The 21,964-nt window shown below is 66.9% G+C and carries 18 protein-coding genes; 7 read left to right on the forward strand and 11 right to left on the reverse strand.

Translation table 11 applies throughout. The features are described from left to right. Window positions 1-66: 66 nt before the first annotated feature. The 6 genes from CLM74_RS16100 to prpB form a co-directional block, all read right to left on the reverse strand. The gene (locus CLM74_RS16100; RefSeq protein ID WP_105164503.1) at window positions 67-1,527 is read right to left on the reverse strand and encodes a bifunctional 2-methylcitrate dehydratase/aconitate hydratase; all 1,461 of its coding nucleotides are present in this window, start codon (window positions 1,525-1,527) and stop codon (window positions 67-69) included. Between the two features lie 99 nt (window positions 1,528-1,626). After that, window positions 1,627-2,811, reverse strand: a complete 1,185-nt coding sequence (gene prpF / locus CLM74_RS16105) for a 2-methylaconitate cis-trans isomerase PrpF (protein WP_105165040.1) — start codon at window positions 2,809-2,811, stop codon at window positions 1,627-1,629. A 34-nt stretch (window positions 2,812-2,845) separates the two neighbouring features. Continuing rightward, window positions 2,846-3,550, reverse strand: coding sequence for a hypothetical protein (locus tag CLM74_RS16110; protein WP_025877015.1), 705 nt, complete (start codon window positions 3,548-3,550; stop codon window positions 2,846-2,848). Between the two features lie 94 nt (window positions 3,551-3,644). Beyond that, window positions 3,645-6,263, reverse strand: coding sequence for a Fe/S-dependent 2-methylisocitrate dehydratase AcnD (gene acnD, locus CLM74_RS16115; RefSeq protein ID WP_105164504.1), 2,619 nt, complete (start codon window positions 6,261-6,263; stop codon window positions 3,645-3,647). A gap of 109 nt (window positions 6,264-6,372) precedes the next feature. After that, window positions 6,373-7,530 carry a 2-methylcitrate synthase gene (prpC, locus tag CLM74_RS16120; protein ID WP_025877010.1) on the reverse strand — a complete coding sequence of 386 codons (1,158 nt, stop codon included), beginning with the start codon at window positions 7,528-7,530 and terminating at the stop codon, window positions 6,373-6,375. 35 nt (window positions 7,531-7,565) lie between these two features. After that, window positions 7,566-8,459: a methylisocitrate lyase gene (prpB, locus tag CLM74_RS16125; RefSeq protein WP_080148858.1), complete on the reverse strand. Its 894-nt coding sequence runs from the start codon at window positions 8,457-8,459 to the stop codon at window positions 7,566-7,568. 162 nt (window positions 8,460-8,621) lie between these two features. On the opposite strand from prpB, the gene prpR reads away from it, so the two are divergent. Then, complete coding sequence (gene prpR, locus CLM74_RS16130; RefSeq protein WP_105164505.1) at window positions 8,622-10,205, forward strand: propionate catabolism operon regulatory protein PrpR; 1,584 nt, start codon at window positions 8,622-8,624, stop codon at window positions 10,203-10,205. A gap of 99 nt (window positions 10,206-10,304) precedes the next feature. Here the strand turns inward: prpR and CLM74_RS16135 are convergent, their stop codons facing one another. The 3 genes from CLM74_RS16135 to pdxH form a co-directional block, all read right to left on the reverse strand. Then, entirely contained in the window at window positions 10,305-10,769 is a 465-nt protein-coding gene (locus CLM74_RS16135; RefSeq protein WP_088100567.1) for a DoxX family protein, read from the reverse strand. 186 nt (window positions 10,770-10,955) lie between these two features. Then, window positions 10,956-11,303 (reverse strand): hypothetical protein, encoded by a 348-nt coding sequence (locus tag CLM74_RS16140; RefSeq protein ID WP_105164506.1) that lies wholly within the window; start codon window positions 11,301-11,303, stop codon window positions 10,956-10,958. Between the two features lie 9 nt (window positions 11,304-11,312). Further along, on the reverse strand, window positions 11,313-11,912 hold the full coding sequence (pdxH, locus tag CLM74_RS16145) for a pyridoxamine 5'-phosphate oxidase (protein WP_033831770.1): 600 nt from the start codon (window positions 11,910-11,912) through the stop codon (window positions 11,313-11,315). 40 nt (window positions 11,913-11,952) lie between these two features. Between pdxH and CLM74_RS16150 the strand changes: the two genes are divergently transcribed. Next, window positions 11,953-12,780, forward strand: coding sequence for a kinase (locus tag CLM74_RS16150; protein ID WP_105164507.1), 828 nt, complete (start codon window positions 11,953-11,955; stop codon window positions 12,778-12,780). A gap of 6 nt (window positions 12,781-12,786) precedes the next feature. Here the strand turns inward: CLM74_RS16150 and CLM74_RS16155 are convergent, their stop codons facing one another. After that, complete coding sequence (locus CLM74_RS16155; RefSeq protein ID WP_025876997.1) at window positions 12,787-12,990, reverse strand: dodecin family protein; 204 nt, start codon at window positions 12,988-12,990, stop codon at window positions 12,787-12,789. A 98-nt stretch (window positions 12,991-13,088) separates the two neighbouring features. Between CLM74_RS16155 and CLM74_RS16160 the strand changes: the two genes are divergently transcribed. The 5 genes from CLM74_RS16160 to mdtD all read left to right on the forward strand — a co-directional run bounded on the left by CLM74_RS16160 (window position 13,089) and on the right by mdtD (window position 17,720). After that, complete coding sequence (locus CLM74_RS16160) at window positions 13,089-13,631, forward strand: shikimate kinase (RefSeq protein ID WP_032976596.1); 543 nt, start codon at window positions 13,089-13,091, stop codon at window positions 13,629-13,631. After that, the gene (gene aroB, locus CLM74_RS16165; protein ID WP_059064823.1) at window positions 13,628-14,740 is read left to right on the forward strand and encodes a 3-dehydroquinate synthase; all 1,113 of its coding nucleotides are present in this window, start codon (window positions 13,628-13,630) and stop codon (window positions 14,738-14,740) included. Before CLM74_RS16160 ends, aroB begins: the two co-directional genes overlap by 4 nt. Before the next feature lie 128 nt (window positions 14,741-14,868). Further along, window positions 14,869-15,108, forward strand: coding sequence for a WGR domain-containing protein (locus CLM74_RS16170; protein WP_025876992.1), 240 nt, complete (start codon window positions 14,869-14,871; stop codon window positions 15,106-15,108). 28 nt (window positions 15,109-15,136) lie between these two features. Then, window positions 15,137-16,219, forward strand: coding sequence for a uroporphyrinogen decarboxylase (gene hemE, locus CLM74_RS16175; protein ID WP_032951968.1), 1,083 nt, complete (start codon window positions 15,137-15,139; stop codon window positions 16,217-16,219). A gap of 91 nt (window positions 16,220-16,310) precedes the next feature. Then, window positions 16,311-17,720: a multidrug transporter subunit MdtD gene (gene mdtD, locus CLM74_RS16180; protein ID WP_105164508.1), complete on the forward strand. Its 1,410-nt coding sequence runs from the start codon at window positions 16,311-16,313 to the stop codon at window positions 17,718-17,720. 636 nt (window positions 17,721-18,356) lie between these two features. On the opposite strand, the gene CLM74_RS16190 is transcribed toward mdtD, so the two are convergent. After that, window positions 18,357-21,887: a hybrid sensor histidine kinase/response regulator gene (locus CLM74_RS16190; RefSeq protein WP_105164509.1), complete on the reverse strand. Its 3,531-nt coding sequence runs from the start codon at window positions 21,885-21,887 to the stop codon at window positions 18,357-18,359. Between the last annotated feature and the right edge of the window lie 77 nt (window positions 21,888-21,964).

Below are 21,964 nucleotides of genomic sequence, written 5' to 3' on the forward strand. Positions count from 1 at the left end.
GTAGCCGCCAACCCCGGTTGGCGTTGGGTCCGTGCCAACCAGGGTTGGCACCTACCAAAGTGCCCCCTACCCCGGCAGGTACAGGTCCACGTAGTCGGTCACCGGCATCGCCGCCAGGGCCACCGGGTCCAGCGAGGCGGCCAGGACGCGCTGCTGCTGGGCGGTGGGGAAGCGGTGCGCCAGGTGCCGACGGAACTTGTCCATCAGCAGCGGGATACCCTCTGCGCGCCGGCGTGCGTGGCCCAGCGGGTACTCCACCAGCACCTCCGGCAGCGCGCTGCCGTCGTTGAAGCGCACCGTCAGCCCGTTGGCGATGCTGCGCTTGTCCGGGTCCAGGTAGTCGGCGCTGAGCTGCGGGTCTTCATGGCAGGTCATCTTCGCGCGCAGCGTGTCGATGCGCGGATCGACCGCCATGTCGTCCTCGTAATCCTCGGCCACCAGCCGCCCATGCAGCAGCGCGATGGCAACCATGTACTGCACGCAGTGATCGCGGTCGGCCGGGTTGTGCAGCGGCCCCTGCTTGTCGATGATGCGGATGCAGGCTTCCTGGGTACGGATCGCGATGTGCTCGATGTCCTCGGCCGCTCGCCCCTGCGCGCGCAGCTGCTGGTGCAGGATGATCGCCGCCTCCACCGCCGTCTGCCCGTGGAATTCGGCCGGGAAACTGATCTTGAACAGCACGTTCTCCATCACGTAGCTGCCGAAGGGGCGGCCGAGGGTCAGCGCCTGGCCATGCATCGATACCGCTTCGAAGCCCCAGGTCGGTGCACTGAGCACGCTGGGGTAGCCCATCTCGCCGGTGGCGGCCATCAGCGCCAGGCGTACGCCACGGCTGGTTGCATCACCGGCCGCCCAGCTTTTGCGCGAACCGGTATTGGGCGCATGCCGGTAGGTGCGCAGCGCCTGTCCATCCACCCAGGCCAGCGACACCGCATTGAGCATCCGCTCGCGGTCCAGCCCCAGCATCTGCGCGACGACGGCGGTGGTGGCCACCTTGACCAGCAGCACGTGGTCCAGGCCGACCCGGTTGAAAGAGTTGCGTAACGCCAGCACGCCCTGGATCTCGTGCGCCTTGATCATCGCCAGCAGCACGTCGTGCACGGTCGGCGGCGGGCGTCGCAACGCCGCCGCGTTGCGGCCAAGCCAGTCGGCCACGGCGAGGATGCCACCGAGGTTGTCCGAGGGGTGGCCCCACTCTGCGGCCAGCCAGGTGTCGTTGAAATCCAGCCAGCGCACCATCGCGCCGATGTTGAAAGCCGCCTGCACCGGATCGAGCACGAAGTTGGTGCCGGGGACGCGCGCGCCGTTGGCCACGCTGATACCCGGCACCAGCGGGCCCAGCAGCTTGCTGCAGGCGGGGAAGGACAGCGCCTCCAACCCGCAGCCAAGCGTGTCGAGCAGGCAATTATGCGCGGTCTGGAACGCCAGCGGCGAGTCGATGCGCGTGTCACGCACGTAGTCGACGATGTCCACCAGCAGCGCATCCCAGGCTGCACGGGCGTTGGATGGGGTGTGGCTGTCGGACATTGTCTGTTCTCCGGTAGCGCCGGGCCATGCCCGGCGGTTCATCGGCGGGTCCCGTTGCGCCCGCCGGGCATGGCCCGGCGCTACCACAATGAACCTGCCTTACGGCGTATCGGCCGGCACGCGCACCTTGCCTTCCATCAGCACGCGGGCGCTGCGGCTCATGATGGCCTTGGACACCGTCCACTGGCCGTCAACGAGTGCGGCCTGCGCACCCACGCGCAACGTGCCCGACGGATGCCCGAAGGTCACGGCCTCGCGCTCGCCGCCGCCAGCAGCACGGTTGACCAGCGTGCCGGGGATCGCCGCGGCGGTACCGATCGCTACTGCAGCGGTGCCCATCATCGCGTGGTGCAGCTTGCCCATCGACAGCGCGCGGGCATGCAGATCGATGTCCGCGGCCGGGATCGCCTTGCCGCTGGACGACACGTAATCCTGCGCGGGGGCGACGAAGGCTACCTTCGGCGTGTGCTGGCGGGTCGCCGCGTCTTCCAGTTTCTGGATCAAGCCCATGCGCAGCGCGCCGTAGGCACGGATCTTCTCGAAACGCTCCAGCGCCGCTTTGTCTTCATTGATCGCCGGCTGCAGTTCGGTGCCGGTGTAACCGAGGTCGGCGGCGTTGAGGAAGATGGTCGGGATGCCGGCGGTGATCATCGTCACCTCGAAACTACCCACGCCCGGCACGTCCAGCGTATCGATCAAGTTGCCGGTGGGGAACATCGCACCGGCGTCACCGTCGTCGGACGGATCGAGGAATTCCAGCTGGATCTCGGCAGCCGGGAAGGTCACGCCATCCAGCTCGAAATCGCCGATCTCCTGCACCTGCCCATCGCGCATCGGCACATGGGCAATGATGGTCTTGCCGATGTTGGCCTGCCAGATGCGCACGGTGCACAGGCCATCGCGCGGCACGCGGGCCGGATCGATCAGGCCGTTGGCGATCGCGAACGGACCAACGGCGGTGCTGAGGTTGCCGCAGTTTCCGCTCCAGTCCACGAATGCGGTATCGATCGACACCTGGCCATACAGGTAATCCACGTCGTGATCCGGCACCGAGGCGGTGGAGATGATCACGCACTTGCTGGTGCTGGAGGTGGCCCCGCCCATGCCGTCGGTTTGCTTGCCATACGGGTCGGGCGAGCCGATCACGCGCATCAGCAGCGCATCGCGTGCGGCACCCGGCACCTGAGCGGCCTCGGGCAGGTCCTGCAGGCGGAAGAACACGCCCTTGCTGGTACCACCGCGCATGTAGGTAGCGGGAATACGGAGTTGCGGGAGGAACGTCATGGTGGACATCTCGACAGAATAAAAGAAGGGAGCATCAGGACTGCAACGCCAGCCGCCGCCGGCGGCTGTCAGCCTGCGCACTGCGTTGCCAACGGAACAGATACAGGATGGCCAGCTTGGTGCTGCCACTCACCACAGCCAGCAGGAGCAACGGCCAGCCCAGCCGCAGACCCATGGCGGAGGCAAACACAATCGTGGACAGGTCCATCAGCAGGATCAGCTGACTCATCCGCAGCGACACCGCACCGGTATGGCCATTGCGCAGAATCAGCAGAATCTGATGAGCGTAGCCCTGGGCCAACAACGCGGTAATGACCACGATCACCGCACTGGCCACCACCCTGCCTTCATCCACATGACGATCGCCCCAAGCCAGACCAGCCAGTGCGCAGATCAACAGCAGCGCGGCTGTCAGCAGGCTGGTCGTCGCGGAGCGGCTCCGGCGGTCACGCCAGATCTCCACCAGGATGGCCATCACCAGCACCGAGGCGAGCAACCGCGGCCAGACAATGAAATGATTGAATGGTGTGACGCTGTAGCCATAGATGAAGAAGGAGAGGTAAGCCAGGAAGCTGACCGTAAACTGATTCAGCGACAGCACTGCAGTGGCACTGTCAGTCGCATCCGCACGCTCCCGACGGTTGCGCACCAACCGAAACTGCGCGCCCACACCCAACAGGCTCAGCAGGATGAAGGCGGTGTTAACCGTGCCTGCGATGTTGTAGAACGCGGTTCCCATGCAGATGGGGCTACGCCCCTCTCCTCCGTGACCACCGCCATGCGGGCCGAAGCCAGCATGGCGGCAACTTGACACAAGGCAGCCAGCCGCTGCCTTACGCCACCTTGGCGCCTTCCAGGAAGTCCTGGGCGAAGCGCTGCAACACGCCGCCGGCCTCGTAGATCGCCACTTCCTCGTCACTGTCCAGGCGGCAGGTGACCGGCACGATCACGTCCTGGCCGTCGCGGCGGTGGATGACCACGCGCAACTCGGCGCGCGGCGTGCGTTCACCGATGACGTCGAAGGTTTCGGTGCCATCGATGCCCAGGGTCAGACGGGTGGTGCCCGGCTTGAACTCCAGCGGCAGCACGCCCATGCCGATCAGGTTGGTGCGGTGGATGCGCTCGAAGCCTTCGGCAACGATGGCCTCCACGCCGGCCAGGTGCACGCCCTTGGCGGCCCAGTCACGCGAAGAACCCTGCCCGTAGTCGGCACCGGCGATGATGATCAGCGGCTGCTTGCGCTCCATGTAGGTCTCGATGGCTTCCCACATGCGCATGACCTTGCCTTCCGGCTCGACGCGCGCCAGCGAACCCTGTTTCACGCTGCCATCTTCATTGCGCACCATCTCGTTGAACAGCTTCGGGTTGGCGAAGGTGGCACGCTGCGCGGTCAGGTGGTCACCGCGATGGGTGGCGTAGGAATTGAAGTCCTCTTCCGGCAGGCCCATCTTCGCCAGGTATTCGCCAGCCGCACTCGAGGCCAGGATCGCGTTGGACGGCGACAGGTGGTCGGTGGTGATGTTGTCGGGCAACACCGCCAGCGCACGCATGCCGGCCAGCGAGCGCTCACCGGCCAGTGCACCTTCCCAGTACGGCGGACGACGGATGTAGGTGCTCTGCGGGCGCCAGTCGTACAGCGGGCTCACCGCTGCGCCGTGTTCGACGCGTACGTTGAACATCGGGTTGTAGACGCTGCGGAACTGCTCCGGCTTCACCGCCGCCTTCACCACCGCATCGATCTCGGCGTCACTCGGCCAGATGTCCTTCAGGCGCACCTCGTTGCCGTCGGTGTCCACGCCCAGCACATCCTTCTCGATGTCAAAGCGGATGGTGCCGGCAATGGCGTAGGCGATCACCAGTGGCGGCGAAGCCAGGAACGCCTGCTTCGCATATGGATGGATGCGGCCGTCGAAGTTGCGGTTGCCCGACAGTACCGCCGTGGCGTACAGGTCACGGTCGATGATTTCCTGCTGGATCTTCGGATCCAGCGCGCCGCTCATGCCATTGCAGGTGGTGCAGGCGAAGGCGACGATGCCGAAGCCCAGCTTCTCCAAGTCCGGCAGCAGGCCCGCTTCTTCCAGGTACAGCTGCACTGCCTTGGAACCGGGTGCCAGCGACGACTTCACCCAAGGCTTGCGCAGCAGGCCGCGCTCGTTGGCCTTGCGTGCCAGCAGGCCGGCGGCGATCACGTTGCGCGGGTTGGAGGTATTGGTGCAGCTGGTGATGGCAGCGATGATCACCGCGCCATCGGGCATCAGGCCCTGTGCCTGCTCGGCCTTGCCGGCTTCCAGCTTGGCGGCATCGGCGATGCCGCGCTCGACCAGTTCCGATACCGGCAGGCGGCGATGCGGATTGCTCGGGCCGGCCATGTTGCGCACCACCGTCGACAGATCGAAGTGCAGCACGCGCTCGTATTCCGCAGTGGCCAGGTCATCGGCCCACAGGCCGGTGCTGCGCGCGTAGTTTTCAACCAGTGCGACCTGCTTTTCCTCGCGACCAGTCAGGCGCAGGTAGTCGATGGTCTGGCCGTCGATGTAGAACATCGCGGCGGTTGCGCCGTATTCGGGGCACATGTTGGAGATGGTGGCGCGATCACCGATGGTGAGTGCAGCGGCACCTTCGCCGAAGAATTCAAGCCAGGCGCCGACCACGCGCTCCTTGCGCAGGAATTCGGTCAGGGCCAGCACCACGTCGGTGGCGGTGATATCCGGCTGCGGCCGACCGGTCAGCTCGACACCGATGATGTCCGGCAGGCGCATCCACGACGCACGGCCCAGCATCACGTTCTCTGCTTCCAGGCCACCCACGCCGATGGCGATCACGCCCAGCGCATCCACATGCGGGGTGTGGCTGTCGGTGCCCACGCAGGTATCGGGGAAAGCGACGCCATCCTGCACGTAGATCACCGGCGACATCTTCTCCAGATTGATCTGATGCATGATGCCGTTGCCCGGCGGAATCACGTCCACGTTCTCGAAGGCCAGCTTGGTCCAGTCGATGAAGTGGAAGCGGTCCTCGTTGCGACGGTCCTCGATGGCGCGGTTCTTCTCGAACGCCTGCGGATCGAAACCACCGCACTCCACTGCCAGCGAGTGATCGACGATCAGCTGCACCGGCACCACCGGGTTGACCTTGGCCGGATCACCGCCCTTGTCGGCGATCGCATCGCGCAGGCCGGCCAGATCCACCAGCGCGGTCTGGCCGAGGATGTCATGGCACACCACGCGCGCCGGGAACCACGGGAAATCCAGGTCGCGACTGCGCTCGATCAGCTGCTTCAGCGAGTCGGTCAGCGTGGCCGGATCGCAGCGACGCACCAGGTTCTCGGCCAGCACGCGCGATACGTACGGCAGCGTGGCGTAGGCGCCGGGCTGGATCGCGTCGACGGCGGCGCGCGCATCGAAATAGTCCAGCGAGGCGCCGGGGAGGGACTTGCGGTAATCGGTATTCATGGGCTGGCGGAATGCTCGTGGCGGGCCGGGTGCCGGCAATACGGCGGTGACGGCATCCGGCCGGCACGGGGCCGGCCGGATGCATGCAGCAGTGCAACAGTGGCGATGATCAGGAACGCTTGTCGATGGCCACGAAGTCGCGATCTTCCGGGCCGATGTAGTTGGCGCTCGGGCGGATGATCTTGCCGTCGATACGCTGTTCGACGATGTGCGCGCTCCAGCCGGCGGTGCGGGCGATCACAAACAGGGGGGTGAACATCGCGGTCGGCACGCCCATCATGTGGTAGCTGACGGCGCTGAACCAGTCCAGGTTCGGGAACATCTTCTTGATGTCCCACATCACCGTTTCCAGGCGCTCGGCGATGTCGTACATCTTCATGCTCGACTGCTCTTCGGACAGTTCGCGGGCGACGTCCTTGATCACCTTGTTGCGCGGATCGGACACGGTGTAGACCGGGTGGCCGAAACCGATCACCACTTCCTTGCGCTCCACGCGGGCCTTGATGTCTTCCTCGGCTTCGTCCGGATTGTCATAGCGCTTCTGCACTTCGAACGCCACTTCGTTGGCGCCGCCGTGCTTGGGGCCACGCAGCGCGCCGATGCCACCGCAGATCGCGCTGTACATGTCGCTGCCGGTGCCGGCGATGACGCGGCAGGCGAAGGTCGAAGCGTTGAACTCGTGCTCGGCGTACAGGATCAGCGAGGTGTGCATCGCCTTCACCCACGAATCCTGCGGCTTCTCGCCGTGCAGCAGGTGCAGGAAGTGGCCACCGATGGAGTCATCATCGGTTTCCACGTCGATCGCGCGGCCGTTGTGGCTCCAGTGGTACCAGTACAGCAGCATCGAACCGAGGCAGGCCATCAGCTTGTCGGCGATGTCGCGCGCGCCCGGATGGTTGTGGTCATCCTTCTCCGGCGCCACGCAGCCGAGCACGGACACGCCGGTGCGCATCACATCCATCGGGTGCGCCGACGGCGGCAGTTCTTCCAGCGCGGCCTTCACCGCGGCCGGAATGCCACGCAGCGACTTCAGCTTGGCCTTGTAGGAGACCAGCTCGGCGCGGGTCGGCAGCTTGCCATGCACCAGCAGGTAGGCGATTTCCTCGAACTCGCTGGTGTTGGCCAGGTCCAGGATGTCGTAGCCACGGTAGTGCAGGTCGTTGCCACTGCGGCCGACGCTGCACAGCGCGGTGTTGCCGGCAGCGGTGCCGGACAGGGCGACGGACTTCTTCGGCTTGAAGGTCGGGGTTGCGGTCGTATCGTTCATGTTTCCCTCCGAAACTTGATGGTGCAGGGTACTGCTTATTTCTTGGCGGCGAACAGCGCATCGAGCTGCTGCTCGAAGGCGTGGTAGCCGATACGGTCATACAGCTCCTCGCGGGTCTGCATGCTGTCGATCAGGTTGCGCTGGTGGCCCTCACGGCGGATCGTCTGGTAGACGTTCTCGGCGGCCTTGTTGGCGGCGCGGAAAGCGGACAGCGGGAACAGCTGGATGGCCACGCCGGCCGAAGCCAGCTCGTCGCGGCTGAACAGCGGGGTCGCGCCGAATTCAGTGATGTTGGCCAGCACCGGCACCTTCACCGCATCGACGAAGCGGCGGTAGGTATCCAGGTCATAGGCGGCCTCGGCGAAGATGCCGTCGGCACCGGCTTCGACGCAGGCGATGGCACGCTCGATGGCCTTGTCCACGCCGTCCACCTGGATGGCGTCGGTGCGCGCGATCAGGAAGAAGTCCGGATCGGTCTTGGCATCGGCAGCGGCCTTCACGCGGTCGACCATTTCGCCCTGCGAGACGATCTCCTTGCCCGGGCGATGACCGCAGCGCTTGGCGCCGACCTGGTCTTCGATATGGCAGGCGGCCGCGCCGGCCTTGATCAGCGACTTCACCGTGCGCGCGATGTTGAACGCGCTCGGGCCAAAGCCGGTGTCGATGTCGACCATCAGCGGCAGGTCGCAGACATCGGTGATGCGGCGCACGTCCACCAGCACGTCTTCCAGGGTGTTGATGCCGAGGTCCGGCAGGCCCAACGAGCCGGCGGCCACGCCACCGCCGGACAGGTAGATGGCACGGAAACCCGCGCGCTTGGCCAGCAGCGCATGGTTGGCGTTGATCGCGCCGATCACCTGCAGCGGCGATTCGGCAGCCAGCGCCTCGCGGAAGCGGGCACCGGCGGAAGAGAGGGTCGAAACGGTCATGCGGCGATCCAGGTTGAAGGACACAGGGGTAAGCGCAAACACCGTGCCAACCTGCAAGCGGTTGATTTCACGGAGATGACCGGCCCGCAACACTGAAACATATGAAACATATGAAACATTGAAACAGATGTATCATGAAACATCGCCTCCCGGTATCCGTGCATGTACCTGCCCCGCTCGCCCCTGCGCCACACCGATGCCGACCCCGGCCGCCCGGTGATCTGGACGGTCAGCGTCTCGCGCCTGACCGGCCTGCTGGGCGATGTCATTCCCGAATTCGACCGCCGCGCGCGCATCGAGCAGATCAACCTGGGCTTCGAGGAGGCCGTGGAAGTGATCGGCCAGCGCCTGCGCCGCGAGCACTGCGACGTGGTGATTGCCGGCGGCTCCAATGCAGCCTGGTTGCGCGGTCGCCTGGACCTGCCGCTGGTACCGATCCACGCCAATGGCTTCGACCTGATGGAAGCGCTGGCGCGCGCCCGCCGCATCGCCCCACGCATCGGCCTGGTCACCCATGCCAGCGACGTGCCGGTGTTCAGCAGCTTCCAGCAGAGCTTCGGCCTGGACATCGAGCACCGCCGCTTCGTCACCCGCGAAGATGCCCGCGACTGCATCGCCGACCTGCGCGCCAACGGTATCGAAGTGATCGTCGGCACCGGCATGGCCATCGACCATGCCGAACAGGCCGGACTGCCCGGCGTGCTGCTGTACTCGGCTGATTCGGTGCGGCAGGCGTTCGAGCATGCGCTGGAGCTGACCCAGGCCATGGCCCGCTCCGGCGGCAGCCGGCCGGCTCCGCGCCGCCGCACCGCCGCACGCAACGATGCGCATGCCCTGCTCGGCGACAGCAATGCGATGGCCGACGTGCGCGCACAGATCGCGCTGTACGCCCCGCACGACAGCACCGTACTGGTTACCGGCGAGACCGGCACCGGCAAGGAACTGGTTGCACGCCAGCTGCACGCCGCCAGCGGTCGTCGCGGTCGCTTCGTTGCGCTGAACTGCGGTGCGATCAGCGAATCACTGCTGGAAGCGGAGCTGTTCGGCTACAGCGACGGCGCCTTCACCGGTGCGCGCCGCGGGGGGCGCGTCGGCCTGGTCGAGGCAGCCGATGGCGGCACGTTGTTCCTGGACGAGATTGGTGAACTGCCGCTGCCGCTGCAGACCCGTCTGCTGCGGGTTCTGGAAGAACGCGAAGTGCTGCGCGTGGGCGCCACCGAACCGACCCCGGTCGACCTGCGCGTGGTCGCCGCCACCCTGCAATCGCTGGAACAGCGCGCGGCGGCAGGCAGCTTCCGCCGCGACCTGTATTACCGGCTGGCCGCGCTGCGCATCGAACTGCCCACTCTGCGTGCACGGCGAGGCGATATCCCGCTGCTGACCACGCACTTCTTCCGCGAGCTGCGCGGCATCGATGCACCGCTGGATGCAGAAGCGCTGGCCCTGCTCAGCGCTGCCGACTGGCCGGGCAACGTACGTGAACTGCGCAATCTGGTGGATAGGCTGCGCATCCACTGGCAGCCCAGTGAAGGGCTGATCGATGCAGCGCGCCTGCTGCAGCTGGCGCCGGAGCTGGTGAACGAAGGCGCCGCCACACTGCCAGTGGAAAGCAACGGCAAGCGCCCGCCGCGTGCGCAACTGCAAGCGCTGCTGCAGGAACACCGCAATGACCGCGAAGGCATGGCGCAGGCGCTGGGTGTGTCACGCACCACGCTGTGGCGATGGCTGCGCGCGGAGGGGCTGTAACGTCCTGCCGTCTGGGTGGTGCAGAACCGATGCCTGGTGGGTGCGAACCTTGGGTCGCACCGCTTTTTCCCAAGCACCCCATCCACGCATGGCGTGGATCTACTGGAGCGCCGCGCGCGCTTCGATGGCGAACCGTCCACTGCCCACGGCCGCAACCCATAGCAGCAGCACGCCCAGCGGCACTTCGCTCAGGTAGAAGAACCAGCTCAGCCAATCCGGCACGCTCAGCCCCGCAGGGATACGCGCGATGCCATCGGTCAGCGCCGCCACCGCGCAGATCGCCGCCAGCAGCAGTGCCGATGGACGACTGAGCAGGCCCAGTACAAGCAGTCCACCTGCGATCCATTCAATGCCGCCGAGCACCGGCGCACTGACTACTGGAAATGGAATGCCCGCATCGATCAGCGTGTGCACCATCCGCTCGCGCCCGGCGTCGGTGAACACCTTGTTCCAGCCCGATACGCAGAACATCACCCCGGCGACGACACGGGCGAGCAGTAACAGGAGCGCTTCCACGCCCTGGCGCGGCGGTGGCACGGTAAACAGGCAACGCCAGGAGGGCATGGCGACTCCGGATTTCGAGGGCATCGGTCGGAGTGTGCGGTTCGCTGACCTGCTCGCACATGAAGCTGGCCGGTCCGTTCGCGACAAACGGCTCTCGCAGTGGTGCGCGTTGGAACAATGGCAGTCGTACAGGCTCGACCCTACGATGCAGGTGTACCGACCTTTCCATCCACGCATGGCGTGGATCTACCCGGCCAGCAGCAGCTCGATCTCTTCCACCTGCACCACCGGCACCTGCCACGGGTGATGCGGCACGATGCCGTGCTCGAGGATGCGCTGTAGCCGCTGCGGATCGCGCGGCAGGCAGAACTCCAGCCGCACGCTGTCGACCACCTCGGTCTGCCCCGCCTCGCCCTGCGTGGGGATCGCACCCACGCGTGGCCGGAACTGTTCGAACCCCGGCGCGGACCACCACATGCCGTGCTCGTAATCGCCGGCCACCAGCGCATCCACCGAAAGGATGCCCTGCTTCACCGCCTCCAGGGCAGGCACCGGCACGAACACCACCACGCGATACAGCGGCACGCGTTGCATCACGGTGCCTTACGGGTACAACAAGCGCTTGCTCCAGCGCCCTTCGGCACCGGCTTCGTAGCACCAGCGCTCGTGCAGGCGGAACTGCGCGCCGTACCAGAACTCGATGCGGTCAGGCACCACCCGCAGACCACTCCAACCGTCCGGGCGCGGCACGTCCTTGCCCTCGAAGCGCGCCTCGACCTCGGCCACGCGCGCGTCGAACTCCTCGCGCGAGTTCAACGTCTTCGACTGCAGCGACGCCCACGCGCCGATCTGGCTCATGCGCGGACGGCTGGCGAAATAGGCGTCGGCCTCGGCATCGGCCACCTGCTCCACGCGTCCCTCGATGCGCACCTGGATGCCGGCCTCGCGCAGGCTGCGCCACAGGAACAGCAGCGCCGCCTGCGGATTGGCCTGCAGCTCGTTACCCTTGTGGCTGTCCAGGTGGGTGTAGAACACGAAGCCGCGCTCATCGAACGCCTTCAACAGCACGGTGCGCGCCGATGGCCGGCCCTGCACATCGGCGGTCGCCACGGTCATCGCATTGGGCTCGACTTCGCGGCTCTGTTTCGCTTCTTCGAAAAGGGCGGCAAAGGTCGACAGGGCTTCGGCGTACAGGTCGCTCATGACAGCATTCTTCTCACACGGTTTGGGCTATTGTGGCGGCATGGTCGCCGCTGCGTACATGCCCCAGGTGAAAGGATTCCCCGAAACAGTGGTCGAGCAGGCGCTGGATGACGCGCTGGGCAGCAGCACAGCCGTTCCAGTATTGGCGATCAGCGGCCTGCAGGGGAGCGGCAAATCGACGCTGGCCTCGCAGGTGGTTGCCCGTGCCCAGGCGCGTGGCCTGAACGCCGCAACGCTGTCCATCGACGATGTCTACCTGACCCGCGCACAACGCCAGCGCCTGGCCCGGCAGGTGCATCCGTTGTTGATCACCCGTGGCCCACCTGGCACCCACGACCTGCCGCTGGCACATGCGGTACTGGACGCAGTGGCCGCACGACAGCCCCTGGCCCTGCCCCGCTTCGACAAGCTGGCCGACGAGCGCCTGCCCGAAGCGCAGTGGCCGCAGCTGCAAACGCCGCTGGACCTGCTGGTGTTCGAGGGCTGGTTCCTGGGCACCCCGGCGCAGGACGATGCCGAACTGGATGTCCCGCTCAACGCCCTGGAGCGCGAGGCGGATGCCGATGGCCGCTGGCGGCGCTGGTGCAACCAGGCGCTGGCCCGCGACTATCCGGCGCTGTGGCAGCGTTGCGACCGCTTGTGGTTCCTGCAACCTCCTGATTTTTCGGTGGTGCCGCGTTGGCGCTGGCAGCAGGAGCAGAACCTGCAGGCGGCCCAGCCGGGGCGCCACGGCATGAACCGACCCCAGCTGGAGCGCTTCGTGCAGTACTACGAGCGGGTAAGCCGGCAGGCGTTGCGTGCGCTGCCGGCCATTGCCGACCGGGTAGTGGCGCTGGATGCCCAGCGCCAGGTGCAAGGGCTGCGCTGAGCAGCCTCACTCCACCAGGAAGGTGACCCGCAGATTCACCCGCCATTCGGTGATCTCACCGTTGCCGTCGGTGACCACCTTGGTCTCGTTGATCCAGGCGCCCTGGATGCCCTTGACCGTCCCGGACACCTTCTTCAATCCGCTGCGCACTGCGTCCTCCACGCTCTTGGGCGAGGACGCATTGATTTCGATGACCTTGGCAACCGACATGGCAGGCACTCCATCAGGCGCGGGATACCCCGCAGGAACCCCCACCCTGACGTGAAGAACGTAAAGGCCAAGGCACGGAGGTGTTAGCATCAGAGGGCATGAATCCCGCTCCGAACCTGATCCTGATCGGCCCGATGGGTGCCGGTAAAACCTGCATCGGCCGCCGCCTCGCCGAGCGCTTCACGCTGGACTTCGTCGACGTCGACCAGGCCATCGTCGATGCGACCGGGGCCAGCATCCCCACGATCTTCGAGCATTCCGGCGAAGCCGGTTTCCGCGCCCATGAGCGCCAGGCGCTGGCGCAGGTGCTGGCCGGCCGTGGCCAGCTGGTGTCCACCGGCGGCGGTGCCGTGCTTGACCCGGACAATCGCGCCCTGATCGCCAAGCGAGGCTTTGTCGTCTACCTGCGGGTCAGCGTCGCAGCCCAGCTGGAGCGTCTGTCACGCGACAAGGCCCGGCCACTGCTGCAGCGGCCGGACCGCGAACAGGTGCTGCATGATCTGGCCGCGCATCGCGACCCGCTGTATCGCGACCTCGCCGATGTCACTCTTGATACCGACCCGTTTACCGCCGCCGATGCCACTGCCCAGCTTGTCGTCAAGCTGGCCACGCACTGGCAGCGACAGGACCCCACTGCATGACCTCCCCTGCCCTGCTGCAGGTCGCCGTTGGCGGCGACCGTCCCTATTCCATCACCATCGGTGCCGGCGCCCAGGCCGACGGCGCCGCATTGGCCAGCCATGTGCGTGGCCGCCATGTCTTGCTGGTCAGCGACAGCGAGGTTGCGCCACGCTATCTGGATGCCACCAAGCAGACCCTGCTGGCCGCACGCCCGGACCTGATCCTGGCTGAGCATGTGCTGGCCGCCGGCGAAGCCTCCAAGACCCTGGCCGAGTTCGGCTCGGTCATCGAAGCGCTGGCCGCGCTCGGCGCGACCCGCGATGCCTGCGTGTTCGCCCTCGGTGGTGGTGTGGTCGGCGATCTCGCCGGCTTTGCCGCGGCCTGCTGGATGCGCGGCATCGACTGCGTGCAGCTGCCGACCACGCTGCTGGCGATGGTCGACTCCTCGGTGGGCGGCAAGACCGCCGTGGATATCCCGGCCGGCAAGAACCTGGTCGGTGCGTTCCACCCGCCCCGTGCGGTGATCGCCGACACCCGCGTGCTGGCCACCCTGCCGCCGCGTGAACTGCGCGCAGGCCTGGCCGAAGTGGTCAAGTACGGCGCGCTGGGCGATGCGGTGTTCTTCGAGTGGCTGCAGCAGCATGCCGACGCACTGGTGGCCGGCGAAGATGCGGTCATCGCCGAGGCCATCGCCCGCAGCTGCCGGCACAAGGCCGCCATCGTCGAGCGCGATCCCTTCGAGAAGGGCGAGCGCGCCCTGCTCAACCTGGGACACACCTTCGGCCACGCGATCGAAACCGAACAGGGCTACTCCGCACCGGGGCGTGATGCGCTGAACCACGGTGAGGCCGTAGCGGTGGGCATGGTGCTGGCGGCACGCCTCTCCACCCACCTGGGCCTGGCCGACGACGCCGACCGGGTGCGCCTGCAGGCGCTGCTTGAACAGCTTGGCCTGCCGGTGGCAATCCCCGCCGGGCTGGACCCGCAGGCCCTGCTCGGCCGCATGCGCCTGGACAAGAAGAACGTGGCCGGCCGCCTGCGCCTGGTGCTGTGGCGTGGCATGGGCCGCGCCGAAGTCGTACCGGACGTGGATGAAGCGGCGGTACTGAAGGTGCTGGGCGCAGGCTGACCGCTTCCGCGTTCGCCGGGTATGCCCCGGCGCTACCTGGGAGGTTTCATGAGGTTGCCGGCCAGCGGCCGGCACTACCGGATCAGCGTTGCGGCAGGGCTCACCTCGCCCCCGCTACAATCGGTGCCATGCACGTCCACCTGCAACAACCCGCCGACGGTGCCCAGGCACCGCGCTTCCTGCGCCTGACCCTGGTCCCGGACCTGTTCGGCGGCTGGGAACTGCTGCGTGAATCCGGCCGCGTCGGCGCCCGCTCGCAGCTGCGGCGCGAGCTATACCTGACGGCCGACGAAGCCCGCCACGCCTACGACAAGGCCCGCGATGCCGAACTGCATCGGGGCTTCCAGATTCTTTCGCACGGCGACTGACTGCGCCGCTGCTCTTTTCGCCCAAGGAATGCCCACTGTGACCAGCCCTCTCCGCAACGATCGCCTGCTGCGCGCCCTGCGCCGCGAACCGGTGGACTGCACCCCTGTCTGGCTGATGCGCCAGGCCGGCCGCTACCTGCCGGAATATCGCGCCACCCGGGCCAAGGCCGGCAGCTTCCTGGCCATGGCCAAGAACCCGGAGATCGCCTGCGAAGTCACCCTGCAGCCGCTGCGTCGCTTCCCGCTGGACGCGGCCATCCTGTTCTCGGACATCCTCACCATTCCCGATGCCATGGGCCTGGAGCTGTACTTCGTCGAAGGCGAAGGCCCGAAGTTCCGCCACCCGGTACGCGATGAAGCGGCCATCGCCAGGCTGGCGGTGCCGGACATGGAGCAGGATCTGGGCTATGTGATGGACGCGGTGCGCCTGATCCGCCGCGAACTGGATGGCCAGGTGCCGCTGATCGGTTTCTCGGGCAGCCCGTGGACGTTGGCCTGCTACATGGTCGAAGGCGGCGGCAGCAAGGATTTCGCGCGCATCAAGGCGATGGCGCTGAACCATCCGCAGGCCCTGCACCGCCTGCTGGAGGTAACCACCGACGCGGTGATTGCCTACCTCGGCGCGCAGCGCGCGGCCGGTGCGCAGGCCCTGCAGGTGTTCGACACATGGGGCGGCGTGCTGTCGCCGGCAATGTACCGCGAGTTCTCGCTGCGCTATCTGCAGCGCATCGCCGAAGGCCTGGAGCGCGGCGAAGGCAGCGAGCGCACGCCGCTGATCCTGTTCGGCAAGGGCACCGGCCTGCACCTGGAAGCGCTGTCGCAGACCGGCGCCGATGCGCTCGGCCTGGACTGGACGCTGGACCTGGACGAAGCGCTGCGCCGCACCGGTGGCCGCGTAGCGCTGCAGGGCAACCTGGATCCGACCACGTTGTATGCCTCGCCTGATGCGATCGCCGCGGCGGCCGCACGCGTGCTCGATACCTATGCCGCCGGCAACGGTGGTTCACGCGAGGGCCATGTGTTCAACCTCGGCCACGGCATGTCGCCGGACATGGACCCGGCCCATGTACAGGTGCTGGTCGACGCAGTGCACGCACACAGCCAACGCTGAGCATCGCGCAGGCAATCACGGCGCGATGTTGATCGCGCCGTGACCCGCAGTGCGCGATCATGGCGCCCCCACGTTGCACCGGCCACGCCCCATGTCCACAGCGCCATCGACCTACACCCGCCAGCGTCCCCTGCTGTGGCTGGTTTCGCTGGCGATCTTCATGCAGATGCTGGACTCGACCATCGTCAACACGGCCTTGCCGGCGATGGCGGCCAGCCTTGGCGAAAGCCCCCTGCAGATGCAGTCGGTGGTCTTCAGCTACGCGCTGGCAGTGGCCACCTTCATTCCCGCCTCCGGCTGGATCGCCGACCGCTACGGCACCCGACGCACCTTCCTGATGGCGATCATCCTGTTCACCCTCGGCTCGCTGGCCTGCGCGATGGCGCAGCAGCTGCACCAGCTGGTGGCCGCGCGCGTACTGCAGGGCATCGGCGGCGCGATGCTGCTGCCGGTCGGGCGCCTGGCGGTGATGCGCTCGGTGCCACGCGAGGACTTCCTGCGTGCGATGAGCTTCATCGCCATTCCCGCACTGGTGGGTCCGCTGATCGGCCCCACGCTGGGTGGTTGGCTGGTCGAGATCGCCTCGTGGCACTGGGTGTTCCTGATCAACCTGCCGATCGGCGTCATCGGCTTCATCGCGGCGATGAAGATCATGCCCGACCACTACGCCAGCCACCGCACCCGGTTCGACCTTCGCGGCTACGCCATGCTGGCCTTTGCGATGGTGGTGCTGTCGCTGGCACTGGATGGGATTTCCGGGCTCGGTACACCACACGCGCTGGTGATGCTGATGACCGTGGCCGGCCTGGCCGCGCTGGTCGGTTACTGGCTGCACGCGGCAAATTCAACGGCACCGCTGTTCTCCCTGGCACTGTTCCGCGTGCCCAGCTACCGCATCGGCATTCTCGGCAACCTGTTCTCGCGCATCGGCAGCAGTGCCATGCCGATGCTGATTCCGCTGCTGCTGCAGGTCGGCCTTGACCTCGGGCCGATGAACGCTGGCCTGATGATGGTGCCGGTGGCCGCCGCAGGCATGGTGTCGAAGAAGCTGGCGGTGAAACTGGTTGAACGCTACGGCTATCGCCGCGTGCTGATGACCAACACCGTGCTGGTCGGCCTGGCGATGGCCAGCTTCATCCTGATGACACCGGGCCAGCACCTGGCCGTGCGTCTGCTGCAGCTGGCGTTCTTCGGTGCGGTCAATTCGCTGCAGTTCACCGTGATGAACACCGTCACCCTGCGCGACCTCGACCGCGAGTTCGCCAGTTCCGGCAACAGCCTGCTGTCGATGGTGATGATGCTCGCCGCCGGCTTCGGTGCAGCCGCCGCAGGCAGCCTGCTGGCCGCATTCGGCACGCAGCTGGAAGGCCACGGCGCCACGGCTGCGCTGCATGCCACGTTCCTGTGCGTGGGCGCGATCACGCTCACGTCGACGCTGATCTTCTGGCAGTTGCCCGACACCAAGCCCGAGCCGCGCCAGGTAGAAGAAGTAGCGGAGTAGAGGGTTCGGCAGGGCTGCGCCCTGCACCTGCAGATGCCGAAGCAAGGGCGACGGCAACAGCAACAGCAACAGCGGGTATTCCGTGGGATGGCGGGGCGGTGTCGGATTGCGGGGACGCCGCAAGTACGTCCTTGTAGGCTTGGCCGCGGCTTGCTCGTGTGCGCTTTCCTGCGCACACGGCAAGACCGGGGTTGGGCGTCCTGCCCAACCCGCCCGAGGCATGCCTCGGGCCCATGCGGCTGACACCCCGCAATCCGACACCGCCCCACCTCTGACAGTTTTCCGGTGGCTGATGGGTCCACGCCATGCGCGGATGCTGTTCTTTCAATTGTCGAAATATTCGATTTCGACGGAGATTCATCCACGCATGGCGTGGATCTACGTGTCGACCAAGGTCGACACCCACCAAGAGCAGGCCATGCCATTCCGAGAGTTCGCGGCAATCTGTCGAAGACGGGGTGGGTCCGGTTGCGGGGGCGTGAGCCGCATGGATGCGGCGACCGAGCTTACATGGACGTACTTGCAGCGTCCCCCGCCACCGGACCCACCCCGCCATCCCACGGAATGCCAGCTTTTGCTTTTGCTTTTGCTTTTGCCGTTGATTCGGCGGGTGCAGGGCGCAGCCCTGCCGAACCCCTACCGCCCCAGCACGCGGGCGATCGCTTCCACCAGCAGCTCACCGGTCACCGGCTTGCGCAGGAAACCACCGATGCCGGCCGCTTCCACCTGCTGCTGCAGGTCCGGGTCGGTGCGTGCGGTCACCGCCAGCAGCGGCAACGTGTAACCTTGGTTGCGCAGATGCTGGGCCAGTTCGAAACCGCTCAGGCCCGGCAGATCCAGATCGAGCAGGCCGACATCGAAATCACCCGCGCTGATTTCACGCAGCGCGGCCAGCGCGTGGGCCGCGTGGACCACCTCATGGCCACGGGTGGTCAGCAGCCCACACATCACATCGGCCACGGTCGCATCGTCCTCCACCAGCAACACCCGCAGCGGCGGCATGTTGACCGCAGCAGCGGCGGCGTCACTGTCGGCACCTCCGTCGCTGGCCGCCCCCTGCTGCAGCGGCAACGGCAGGCTGACACCGAAGCAGGTACCGCTGCCCAGCTGGCTTTCCACCCGGATCCGGCCCTGCATGGCCAGTGCCAGCTCGCGGCAGATCGCCAGGCCCAGGCCGCTGCCGCCGTACTGCGCCGCGGTGCGCGCACCGTCGGCCTGCTCGAAGCGCCGGAACAACCGTTGCTGCTGCTCCTGGCTGATGCCCGGACCGGTATCACGCACCTCGAAATACAGCCCACGCGGCCCTTCCTCGCAACGCGCATGCAGCGTGATGCTGCCGCGGCTGGTGAACTTGACCGCGTTGGACAGCAGGTTGAGCAGGATCTGCCGCACCCGCATCGCATCGCCGGTCGCCTGCAGCCCTGCCGGCAACTGGTTGTCGAGGATGAACCGCAGGCCCTTCTGTGCAGCCAGTGGCCCCATCAGCGCGGCCAGATCCTGCAGCAGGCGATTGAGACCGAACGCGTTGGACTGCAGTTCCAGGCGCCCCGATTCGATCCGCGCCAGGTCCAGCGCATCGTTGACCAGGTGCAGCAGATGCTCGCCCGCATGCCGGATCGACTGGGTATAGCCGCGCTGCTGCGGATCCAGCGGCGAGGCCAGCAGCAGCTCACTCATGCCCAGCACCCCGGTCATCGGCGTGCGGATTTCATGGCCGAGATTGGCAAGGAAGCGCGTCTTGGCCGCCGATGCGTGCTCGGCCAGATCCTGCTTGTGCAGGGCGAGCTGGTAGGCGTGCTGGCGCTGCAGCCGGCGGCGGTACAACCAGGCGAACCAGCTGGTCAGCAGCAACCCGATCGAGGCCAGCACCAGCAGGCCGGACAAGCTGCGCCACCACGGCGGCTGCACATGGAATTCCAGGGTCTGCACCCGCGACCACACGTGGTCGGCCGAGCGCGCCTGCACTTCCAGCCGGTAGGCGCCGGGTGGCAGGCGCGAGAACAGGCGCTCGCCTGCCGGGCCCACCTCGACCCAATCCGGGTCGTAGCCGGCCAACCGGTAGCGGTAGGTGTTGGAAGCCGAATCGGCGAAGGACAACAGGCGCGCGACGATACGCAGGTCGCGGTCACCATCGGCGATCTGCAGCGGCGAGTCATGGGTCAGGTCCAGCAACTGCTCGTTGCGACGCACCTCCACCCGCTCGATCACCAGCGGCGCACGGCGGGTGGAAGGCCGCACCTGCTCGGGATCGAACACCACCACACCGGCGGGTGTACCCGCCACCATGCGCCCCGCCGAGGAGGCGATCAGGGTGTGTTCGCGGAACTCCTGGCTGGGCAGCCCATCGTGCACCCCGTACAGGCGTACGCTCTCGCCATCGGCACTCACCCGCACCAGGCCGCGGGCGCTGGTGGCCCACGCCACGCCCTGCGCGTCGACCACCAGGCCGGTAGCGGAAATCGCCGGATAGCCCTGCTCGGCGCCCACTACCGCCTGCCGTTCCAGCCGGCCCTGGCTCCAGAGATACCGCGACAGGCGACCATCCTCGGACAACCAGACCTGGCCGTCCTTGCCCACGTGCAGGGCGTACACCGCAGTGGCCGGCGCACCGGGCACCGGCTGGAAGCGCTGCGCATCCGGCTGCCATTGCAGCAGGCCGCGGCTGCTGGCCAGCCAGATCCGGTCCTGCGGGCCGCATTCCACGTCCAGATTGAGCTGACCGGCCTGCAGACCGTCCTGGCCGTTTTCCAGCCGCCGGCGCACGTGCCCGTCCAGATCACGCTGCTGCAGCCCCGATGACAGCATCAACCACAGGCTGTCGCCATCGCAGGTCATCATCGCCTCGATGTTGCCTTCCATGGTCGCGTCCGCGCCCGAGTCCCGCCCCCAGCGCCGCAGCTCGCCACGACGCGGGTCGTAGCGCATCAGGGCGTCGGTCGAGCCCACCCACACCTGGCCCTGCCGGTCTTCGCGCACCGAGGTCAGCCAGTGCATGCCGTTGACGAAGGTGCGGTGCTGCTCGATCACGCCCGTGCGCGGATTGAAGCGGTCCAGCGCGCCATGGCTGCCGACCGTCCACACCCCGCCATTGCTGGAGGGGCTGGTACCGAGCACATAGGAATTGCGCAGCGAGGACGGATCATCCTCCAGCCGCGAAAACACCGAGAACTGCCACCAGCGCGGAAGCAGGTGCCACAGGCCGGCATTGGTACTGGCCAGCCAGATGCCGCCTTCGCGGTCCTCATAGGCGCCGGTCCAGTTCGGCCGCACCAAGCCACGGGCGATGGCGCTGTACAGCGGTACGGTCTGGTAGCGTCCATCGATGCCCCGGCCCAGGCCGCTGCGCGTGTCCAGCCAGTGCCCGCCCTGCTCGTCGCGCAGCATCATGCCCAGCACCTGGTCGCCGGCCGGCAATGTCCAGGGAACGGATTCGAAACGGCCATCCGGGCGCCGCACCGTGGCCCCGGCCAGCGTGCTGATCCAGAGGCTGCCGTCGGGTTCTGCGGTCAGTCCATTGATCAGCAGGCTGGGCACCAGGTCGCCGCCGATGCGCTCGAAATCGGTACCGGTCCAGCGCGCCACGCCATGCTTGGTGCCGACCCACAGGCTGCCATCGGCAAGCGTGGCCAGGTAGGGCACCGACGCGGCCGGCAGACTGCGCGGGTTGTTCGCTTCGGGCAGGAACCGCTGCAGACGGTCATTGCTGTCCAGCCGGTACAGGCCGCCCTCGTGGGTGCCGAACCAGATCGCGCCATCCGGTGTCGCAGCCAGGCTCCAGACGGTGTTGCTGCCCATCAGCGGCTGGCTGCTGCGATCGTAGAAGCGCAGCTGGCGGCGATCGGCCGACATCCGCACCAGGCCGGCATTTTCAGTGCCGATCCACAGCTCGTTGCGGGCATCGACCAGCACGCTCCAGATGCGGTTGTCGCGCAGGCCGTCTTCGGAACGCCAGATGCGGTAGTTGCGCCCGTCGTAGCGGGCCAGGCCATCGTTGGTGGCAATCCACAGGTAGCCGTAGCGGTCCTCGGCCATGCGGTTGACGGTGTTGGACGGCAACCCATCGAACACGGTGACCTGGCGCGGCGAAGGTGGCACCGGCTGCGCGGCAGCGGGCGCCAGGCAGCACAGCAGCAGCATCAGCAGCGTCACTGCCCGCAGATACACCACCGATGGCCTCCTCACGCTGCTGTTGATGATGCCCACGCCGTGGGCGTCGGCATGGTAAACCGAAAGTTGCGCGATTC

The sequence above is a fragment of the Stenotrophomonas sp. MYb57 genome (assembly GCF_002966815.1).
GTDB lineage: Bacteria > Pseudomonadota > Gammaproteobacteria > Xanthomonadales > Xanthomonadaceae > Stenotrophomonas > Stenotrophomonas indicatrix.

Coding starts and splice junctions, on each gene's coding strand:
- aroB (WP_059064823.1), top strand. CDS start 13,628: ATGACCTCCCCTGCCCTGCTGCAGGTCGCCGTTGGCGGCGACCGTCCC.
- acnD (WP_105164504.1), bottom strand. CDS start 6,263: ATGAATACCGATTACCGCAAGTCCCTCCCCGGCGCCTCGCTGGACTAT.
- CLM74_RS16100 (WP_105164503.1), bottom strand. CDS start 1,527: ATGTCCGACAGCCACACCCCATCCAACGCCCGTGCAGCCTGGGATGCG.
- CLM74_RS16150 (WP_105164507.1), top strand. CDS start 11,953: ATGGTCGCCGCTGCGTACATGCCCCAGGTGAAAGGATTCCCCGAAACA.
- CLM74_RS16140 (WP_105164506.1), bottom strand. CDS start 11,303: ATGCAACGCGTGCCGCTGTATCGCGTGGTGGTGTTCGTGCCGGTGCCT.
- CLM74_RS16170 (WP_025876992.1), top strand. CDS start 14,869: ATGCACGTCCACCTGCAACAACCCGCCGACGGTGCCCAGGCACCGCGC.
- CLM74_RS16155 (WP_025876997.1), bottom strand. CDS start 12,990: ATGTCGGTTGCCAAGGTCATCGAAATCAATGCGTCCTCGCCCAAGAGC.
- prpB (WP_080148858.1), bottom strand. CDS start 8,459: ATGACCGTTTCGACCCTCTCTTCCGCCGGTGCCCGCTTCCGCGAGGCG.
- prpC (WP_025877010.1), bottom strand. CDS start 7,530: ATGAACGATACGACCGCAACCCCGACCTTCAAGCCGAAGAAGTCCGTC.
- CLM74_RS16135 (WP_088100567.1), bottom strand. CDS start 10,769: ATGCCCTCCTGGCGTTGCCTGTTTACCGTGCCACCGCCGCGCCAGGGC.
- CLM74_RS16160 (WP_032976596.1), top strand. CDS start 13,089: ATGAATCCCGCTCCGAACCTGATCCTGATCGGCCCGATGGGTGCCGGT.
- prpF (WP_105165040.1), bottom strand. CDS start 2,811: ATGACGTTCCTCCCGCAACTCCGTATTCCCGCTACCTACATGCGCGGT.
- mdtD (WP_105164508.1), top strand. CDS start 16,311: ATGTCCACAGCGCCATCGACCTACACCCGCCAGCGTCCCCTGCTGTGG.
- hemE (WP_032951968.1), top strand. CDS start 15,137: ATGCCCACTGTGACCAGCCCTCTCCGCAACGATCGCCTGCTGCGCGCC.
- prpR (WP_105164505.1), top strand. CDS start 8,622: ATGTACCTGCCCCGCTCGCCCCTGCGCCACACCGATGCCGACCCCGGC.
- CLM74_RS16110 (WP_025877015.1), bottom strand. CDS start 3,550: ATGGGAACCGCGTTCTACAACATCGCAGGCACGGTTAACACCGCCTTC.
- pdxH (WP_033831770.1), bottom strand. CDS start 11,912: ATGAGCGACCTGTACGCCGAAGCCCTGTCGACCTTTGCCGCCCTTTTC.